At 58.2% G+C, this 7,796-nt stretch carries 5 protein-coding genes; 4 read left to right on the top strand and 1 reads right to left on the bottom strand.

What is annotated here, in order from left to right; translation table 11 throughout:
- Positions 1-430: 430 nt before the first annotated feature.
- From R6U20_RS06055 to R6U20_RS06070, 4 genes are all read left to right on the top strand, one after another.
- Positions 431-2,305 (top strand): hypothetical protein, encoded by a 1,875-nt coding sequence (locus R6U20_RS06055; protein ID WP_410336968.1) that lies wholly within the window; start codon positions 431-433, stop codon positions 2,303-2,305.
- Positions 2,306-2,844: 539 nt separating this feature from the next.
- A complete protein-coding gene (locus R6U20_RS06060; protein ID WP_410336969.1) occupies positions 2,845-3,273 on the top strand; it encodes a hypothetical protein in 429 nt (142 codons plus the stop codon).
- Between the two features lie 109 nt (positions 3,274-3,382).
- On the top strand, positions 3,383-3,808 hold the full coding sequence (locus R6U20_RS06065; protein ID WP_410336970.1) for a bifunctional hydroxymethylpyrimidine kinase/phosphomethylpyrimidine kinase: 426 nt from the start codon (positions 3,383-3,385) through the stop codon (positions 3,806-3,808).
- Positions 3,809-3,933: 125 nt separating this feature from the next.
- The gene (locus R6U20_RS06070) at positions 3,934-5,334 is read left to right on the top strand and encodes a tetratricopeptide repeat protein (protein WP_410336971.1); all 1,401 of its coding nucleotides are present in this window, start codon (positions 3,934-3,936) and stop codon (positions 5,332-5,334) included.
- A gap of 627 nt (positions 5,335-5,961) precedes the next feature.
- On the opposite strand, the gene R6U20_RS06075 is transcribed toward R6U20_RS06070, so the two are convergent.
- A partial coding sequence (locus R6U20_RS06075; RefSeq protein WP_410336972.1) for a helicase-related protein occupies positions 5,962-7,796 on the bottom strand: 1,835 nt, incomplete at its 5' end.

Below are 7,796 nucleotides of genomic sequence, written 5' to 3' on the forward strand. Positions count from 1 at the left end.
TCCGATCCGTCGGCCACACCGATGCATCAACAAGCACAACACGCAGCGATTACCGCCTAATATGAAGATCTGGCAGAACGCCAATTACACAACAATCGGGACTTGATCCCACACCGTCATCCCAGACGGAGCGGAGCGACGATCTGGGATCCATGCCCCAATGGAGGGATGTATTAGCGGAGTGCGTTCGCCCTCAAACGGCGAATGGATCCCGGATCAGCGGCGCCAGGGGCGCCAGGGGCGCCTTGCCTGTCCTGAACTCGATTCAGGATCTGGATGACGGGCGTTGGGGGGCTGTGCGACTTCTGAACCTATAGCACAACCCGTTCTGAGTCAATCCCTCGCATGCGCACGCTCCCTGTCAATCTCCCTTATACGTATATGAGATATTGCCACGCACCGTCGTAATCGCAAAAAATATTGCAGACGTATGCAGTCCCCCAGCCTGGCACAACGCATCGTAGCTATCTTTTATGTGATTGTAGGCACTCTTGTAAGCGTAGGATTCGGAGGTTTCTTAGTCTACGTCGTCGGGATTGACCTGTATCAGGAGGGCGATCTTTTAGGGGCGGTCATTGCTACTTTGTTTGGCCTCGTGATAGCAGGAGGCGGCCTTACCATTGTCGTGCGCGTGCTTATCCCCAAGCTAAAACAAAAGGATGCCGACCCGGACACGCCCGACCGCCCCTGGCATGTGCGCCCCGAGTGGCGAACCAACGAACTGGTTGAAGAAGCGAGCTGGTCGTGGGGCGGCCTCGTTTTCTCGGGTCTTTTAGCGAGTATGTTTGTGCTGATGGGTCCGTATCTGCTCTACATCGAATTGACCAGCGCAGATGCCGACCAGCTCGGTGGGGCCATCATTGCGACTGTAATTGGCACGATAGGCGGAACGGTCATCGCCTGGCTCTATGCGAAAAAAGTGATGCGCCAGCAGAAGTTTGGGCGAAGCAGACTGGTGCTGGAGGACATGCCTGGACGGTTGGGCCGGCCGTTGCGGATGCGACTTTGGGCAGGCATCGATGAAGAGGACCTCTCTGGCGAGGGCCTCAAAGTGAAGCTCACGTGCTATAAGCAACGCATAGAGAAGGAGCAGAAGCGCGACGATGACGGAGATGTGAGAACCGTAACAACCACGAAAAATGATCCGCTCTGGCAGGATGTGAAACACGTGCATGGTCGTCGAAAAGCGGGATCCGATCAGCTTGAGATTCCGGTTTTATTTGAACTTCCGGACGACCAGCCCCCCACCACGCCCGAGGACAAGCGGCTTCGAACCTACTGGACGTTCAAGGCTTATGCGGATCTGCCCGGCGTCGATTACGAAACCGAGTTCGAAGTACCTGTCTTCGAGCCCGATGAAGAAACGGTTGATGAAGATGTGCCCGAGGAGGATACAACAACGACTGAAGCGGAGACGGAGCACACCGCATCCTGGGAGCAGAAGGGCGATGGAACGTCGGGAGCGCTTGCGTGGAATCTGAGCGCCCCTGCCGAGGACGAACCCGACCCGGCTCAAGAACCTGAGGCCGCACATGCAGAAGCAGAAGACGCATCCGGAGGGGCCGATGCGGGCGATTCCTTCGATATGCGCGAAGTCGAGGTTGATCAGGTACAGAGTGAGAAGGTGACGCTCGAACGCCCTGCAGACGGACGCCTCAAGCTGCACGTGGCACCTCCAGAGCACACGGGCATGGGGGTTGGTCTCGGCGTATTAGCGGTGGGCTTTGTTGCTCTTTCGTTGTTCATGTGGAGTAGCGCGCTGGGGGGAGCACTCATCTCCCTGGTCTCCGCAGGTATTTTTGGGTACGGAGCATGGAAGTCGTTGACCTATGTCTCCACGGTGGTGGTGGAAGATGGAGAACTGCGTTCTACGAGGGGACCATTTGGCTACGGGAGCGAGCAGCGCATCCCCTGTTCGCATGTCGACACGGCGGGGCTAACCCAAATGGTGCAATTAGGAAGCAGCAGGAGTTATGGTGTTGAGGTGAAGGTGTCCAAAGAAGGACTCACGCAAGATGCAAGAGCGCGCGCCAGCTGGTGGGCAAGCATCCTGTCCTTTGCTTTTTCCAAGGCTAAGAAGCAAGCCAGCAAAGATAAAACGAAACGTACAGGGGCGTCTGATGCGGAGACGGAGGAAGCGCTGCATAAAGCCGCGGACGAGATTTTAGATGAGGATGCAATGGAGGATGAGATGCTGGAGGATGAGGCCACAAAACTCATCGCCGCCGGGTTGCCGAATAAGCCTGAAGCCGAATGGATCGCGGAACGCATCGAGGAGGCGGTGCATCAGGAAGCGCACTCGTAGTGCTTTGTCACACCTGAATGTTAGGGTGCGGAGACTGTGCCAAACTCTGTGTTCCCCCTAAAATCTGTGTCCCCCCAAAACCTGTCATGGTGAGCACGCGACGGGCCCAGCCCGGAGCACGCCGAACCATCTCCTCGGCGCTCAGCGGGGCTATAGGCGATTGAACGGCCCTGCCAACCTTGGTGGAGATCTTTCGACTCCGCACCTGCTAGGCGCAGTTGCTCCGCTCAAGATGACAGCATGTAAGAGAGGTGCGTTACTACCCCAAGATTGACCTGTGACAAAGCAGTAGTGCTCTGTCACAGATGATTCATAGGGTAACGTATGGACTCCCATTTTATACAGGACGTACGCAGTTGCAACTCACGAATGTCATCTCGTCGCGAGGCTCTGCCTCGTGACGCCGTCGTTTAGGGGCTCCGCCCCGTCCATAGGCAGGAAATGGCGCCCCTCGGGTCAAGTGCGTAACTCCTATGTTTGATAGATGACCGCTGAGAACGCTCCCTATGCATCTATTTGGTTGTTACCGCGTGTGCAGAATGGATCAGCCGTTTTCCTTTCTGGCATCCGCTTTCGCAATGGATCGCACCCAACTCCCTCGCACCGCCTTCGCATCCCCCGATGCCCGTCAGCAGACCCTCGACGCCTGGGCCGAGGATGCGCTCGATCGAATGCTCACTCACCTGTCGAGTGCAGCCGCGCGACCTCCGCTCCCCGACCGCGACGACCGTTTCGGGGGCGAGGAAGCGCCCATCGTGCCCGAGCAGTCGGTGCCCGAAACCGCACTGCTCGATGAGGCCGAGGCGCTGCTCCAGGGCGCGATGAACCCGGCACATCCCGGTTTCATGGGACACATGGATCCGATGCCTGCCACCGCATCTGTACTGGGGGATCTGCTGGCTGCTGCAGCAAACAACATGCTCAGTCAGGAGATGCCCCCACCTTCACCCGGCTGGAGCAGCGGGTGACCCGCGCATTGGCCCGAAACACGGCGTTCGATGACGCCCGTCGCGCCGGTGTGGGGGATCGCTCTCCCGTCCTCTTTGCGTCGGAAACTGCGCACACCTCCAATCTGCAATGAGCACCCCACACGAATCCACACACCATGACGCCCCGCCTGTTCTCACCATTGCGGGCATCGACCCGAGCGGCGGGGCCGGACTGGCCGCCGACCTCAAAACGTTCGCCGCGCACGGCACATACGGCATGAGCGTCCTCACCGTGGCCACCGACTGCTGGTACAATGGCGATACGATCCAGTGGTTGGAAGCTGAGCGGCAGCCGTACGCTGTGCATGGCGGCGGCGCCCACGCGTATGGACTGCTCTTTCATCTGGAAGTGACGCCCTCTCTTGTCGCGGGCATGACGCGCGCCTTCGCCGATGAGCTTGCATCCGAGGGCCTGGGCGGCGCTGCGATTCGAGCTGCGGCCTCCGACCATGCCGACGCTCTTCGCGTGATTGCCGACACCGTCTTTGGGCGATGGAGCCGGCGCATCCGGTAGCATACACCAGGCGGTGAACGAGCATTCCGCAACGCTGAGCCGTATGGTACGACTGGAACTTATCCGCTGACGTGGCGCTACGCTACTCGCATCTTTCCTTCAACGCTTATTAAATGAGCCATCTTATGTCCGATTCCGATGCGCAGCAAGCGGTTGTGGAAGCCGTCGAAGCTGTTTTTAGGGACACCGTTGGAGCCCATATCCAGGGCGCGCTCATGGATCATACCCTCAAGCTATGGCGCGATTTTGCGGCTGAGGTGGATGTAAGCCGCACGCGTAAGCCCGAGACGTGGGCCGCAGCGTTGCTGTATGCGTCTGTGCGACTTCGGCTTGAGTCGATCAGTCAGGAGGAGGCTGCCGAATGGTTTGATGTATCATCGGTTACGGTGAGCAGCAAGTACCGTAAAATGACGGAAACGCTGAATCTGGTTGTGTTGGATGAGCGCTACCTACCCGAAGGCAAGCGCGCCACCATCCGTCAGGAGTTTCATGTCGTGCCCGACGATCTTCCTCTTGTAGAAGCCCCCACCCATGTGTGGAGATACGCGTTTGTGCCTGAAGAGGAAATGCGGGCGATTGACTTCACTACAGTCAGGGATGTCGAGGATAAGGTTTTCGATGGATGGGAGGCCATGCATCAGGGCGATTTTGATGAGGCCCAAGCCCACTTCCAGGACGCGCTTGACAACGACCCGTGGCTGGTCGATGCGTACAATGGGCTCGCAGCAATCGCTGAAGAGCGAGATGACCTCGAGACGGCAGGAAAACGCTATCAAGAGGCCTATGAGCGGGCCCGCGAGATACTCGACTCCGAATCCCCTGATGCATACTGGTGGTGGAGCGACCTCGACACGCGTCCGTACATGCGGGCTCGGGCCGGACTTGCCTCCATCTATTGGGGCCGTGAACAGTACCGCGACGCGATCGATGAATACGAAGCGCTGCTTCGCCTCAATCCTGGTGACAACCAGGGCGTGCGTTATCTTATCGGTCCGCTGTATCAACTTGCGGGTGACCTGGAGGGCGCTCTGAAGCACTACCGAATGTACGAGGAGGAGTATCCTGATGACTGGGGCGACCCGCATCACACGTTTTCGTGGGGCCTGGCGCTGCAGCAGGCAGGTCGTTCCCGACCTGCGCTGAAGAAATGGTATGAAGGCTTCTACCAGAACATATACCTCGCTCCGCTTTTGCTGGATGCCCCCTTACCTCCTGAGAACATTCGCCCCTTCAGCAATCTTGAGTACCCGTCGTATGCCCGATCATATCTCGATAGGTATCAACCACTCTGGGCTGAGGCTACAGACGCCAAACAGATGCTGGGGCGTCTCTGGAATGACCCCGATGTGGAGGAGGCCCGCACGCAGTGGGTGGAGCTCGGTCAGCGCATGCAGGTCATTGCAAAAGAAACGGATCGCGACGAAGAAACCCAGCGACGGTGGGAGCGGATCGTGGAGAAGCGCCGGGCCATTGCCGACAGGCCGCTCTCAAAAACCGTGCGGAAACGGGTAGCCTCTCATGTATAGGTCATGCTGAACGCAGTGAAGCATCTCTGGTCCTGCGGGGTAGCTTCTGACTTCCGGTTTGATGCGGCGTCTGATGTCTGAAGGACCCCCAGCACCGGGCTTGCAAGGGCAGCGTTGAGATCCTTCCGCCTTGGCGGCGTCAGGATGACGTGGAGTGTCGGGACGTGCTGACGTGAGGGCACAGGCTTTCCACACAGGTCATGCTGAACGCAGTGAAGCATCTCAGCGCCATCCAGTGGGGCCCGTTGCCACCCCGTGTGCCTGGAAACGACACTTCGGCTGTCAGGCACATGCTGGGCTTGCGGGGCTGGCGTTGAGATCCTTCCCCCGGACGATCGTCCGGCGTCAAGATGACGCAGAGTGGAAGGCAAGTGACTGACTCATAACGCACTGCCTCCCGTCGCCAGTCATGCTGAACGGGGTGGAGCATCTCAGTGCCGTGCAGTTGGGAAGCGGTGCCGCCAAGCGTGCAAGGGGGCGTCCTGTGTGCACGGGGCGTGCCGAGCGTGTTGGGACAGCGTTGAGATCCTTCCGCCTGCGGCGTCAGGATGACCCAGGGGTGGGAGGGTGTGCCTATTCGAATGTCCAGCCTTCCCACCCATGTCATGCTGAACGCAATGAAGCATCTCAGCGCTCAACTTCATTGCGATACGCCGACACAATCACCTCACGGTGTTCAGTGGCACGAGCCTCACGCTTCATGCGGTGCGCCTCCAGTAGACGTTTTGAGACGTGTGCACGGACAATCTGCAACGCCCGGAGTGAATCGGGCTCCTCTTCCAATGCGTTTTTGAGGCGCGTAGTCGTATGGCGGGGAATAATACCATCCTGGAATGCGCGGATCACGTCGGCGATGTACTGACGATCGGCTTTGGTGAACCGGTGATGTCTGCGCATCTCACTTGACTTTAGACGGCGCACCACTTTTTCCTCGTTGGAGAGGCCCCCTGTAGCCCCTTGTGGTGTATCACGGGCCACCGCCTGTTCAAACGCTGTTCGATTCCGTTCTAAACAGGCATAGAAATCATCGGGGAGCGCGGTGCGTGGGGTGTCTGGAGCGCATGCAAAGGCGTCAGCTGCCTCGAAAAAGGTGAGTTCGTGCGCCGCTTTGGGCGTTCCCAGAAAGAATTGCTTCAGTGCGCCACGCCGGAAAAACGTGAGCAGCCCGTGTGGACCCTCAGATGGATTCCAAGCTGTGCGTGCTTTCTTTGGCAACTTCTGAATCCGGGCGAAACGCTCAGGATCGTTGTCGCGCACGGTGCGCAACAGCTGCAGGTATTCGAGTTCCGACGCGATTTCGTCTTCGCCCTCGTAGGTCGATGCCGTGTTCAAGCGTTCGTACAACTCGGCGCCAAACAACTCATGCGTAGACACCTCTTCCTCATCAGTTAGATACTGCGCGTCTTCGCCCAGCGTATCATGAAAGGCCTGGATCTTCCCCTTGATGTTAGCCTCCAGGTTGATCTGGGCATCTGCCTGATCGGTTGGAAAAAAGTTGTAGACGTAGATGTTGTCGTGCGCGGTCCCTACGCGGTTGATTCGGCCCACACGCTGAAGCACACGCGTTGGATTCCACGGCAAGTCGTAGTTGATCACCGTGTTGGACTCGTGCAGGTTGATGCCTTCCGCCAGTACATCAGTTGTGATGAGTAGCCGATAGTCGTCACGGGGATTAGACGCGGTCGGATCGAAGTTCTCGGCAATGCGCTGCCGGGCTCGATTCACGCCAAGGGTTCCGTCGGCGTCGCGTCCACCCTCGCTCGAGTAGAACAAGACCTGCCCCGGCATTACGTCGTTGAGCGCCTCAAAGAGATATTCGCCTGTTTCCGCCGCTTCGGTAAAAACAAGCAGCTTCCCTGTGCTGAGTATTTTGTCGGAATGCAGCTGCTCGCGAAATGCATCCAGCTTTGGATCGTGCGTAATCGGTTTCCAATCGGCCTGGATCGATCGCAGCACCTGGAGGTCACGCTGTACGGCTTCCATGAGGCCATCGGTGAACGCCTCTGCCGGATATGCTGACACGCGATCGGCCTCAATAAGCGCATGCAGCCGGTCGGTGCGGTCGTTGTCGAGCAGGTCGAATACGTCCACATCTTTGCCGAGATACACCGTGCCTGAGGCGTACATCTCGATAAATCGCTCGTATGATTCGATAAAGCGGGCCAGCGTTTGCTTAAATGCGTGAAAGCTGCTCTCCAACCGCTTCACGATAATGCTTTTCATGAACCCGCCGATGTTACGCTGCGACTGCTCCTGCAGCGGCGTCAGCTCGCCCGTGTAGTACAACAGCGGGGTGTAGCGCGCATACGCAAAGTCCTTGAGCCGCTCGATGGTGCGTCGAAAAACCTGCTCAAGCTCGTCGTCAAACGCATAGATGATGCGGCGCGGCGCTGCCAGACTGGGAAATGACACGCCTTGCTTGTCAAGGTCCTCTTCGTAGTACCTCTCAATCTCGCTACGTG

It is taken from the genome of Longimonas sp. (assembly GCF_046498435.1).
Classification (GTDB): Bacteria; Bacteroidota; Rhodothermia; order Rhodothermales; family Salinibacteraceae; genus Longimonas.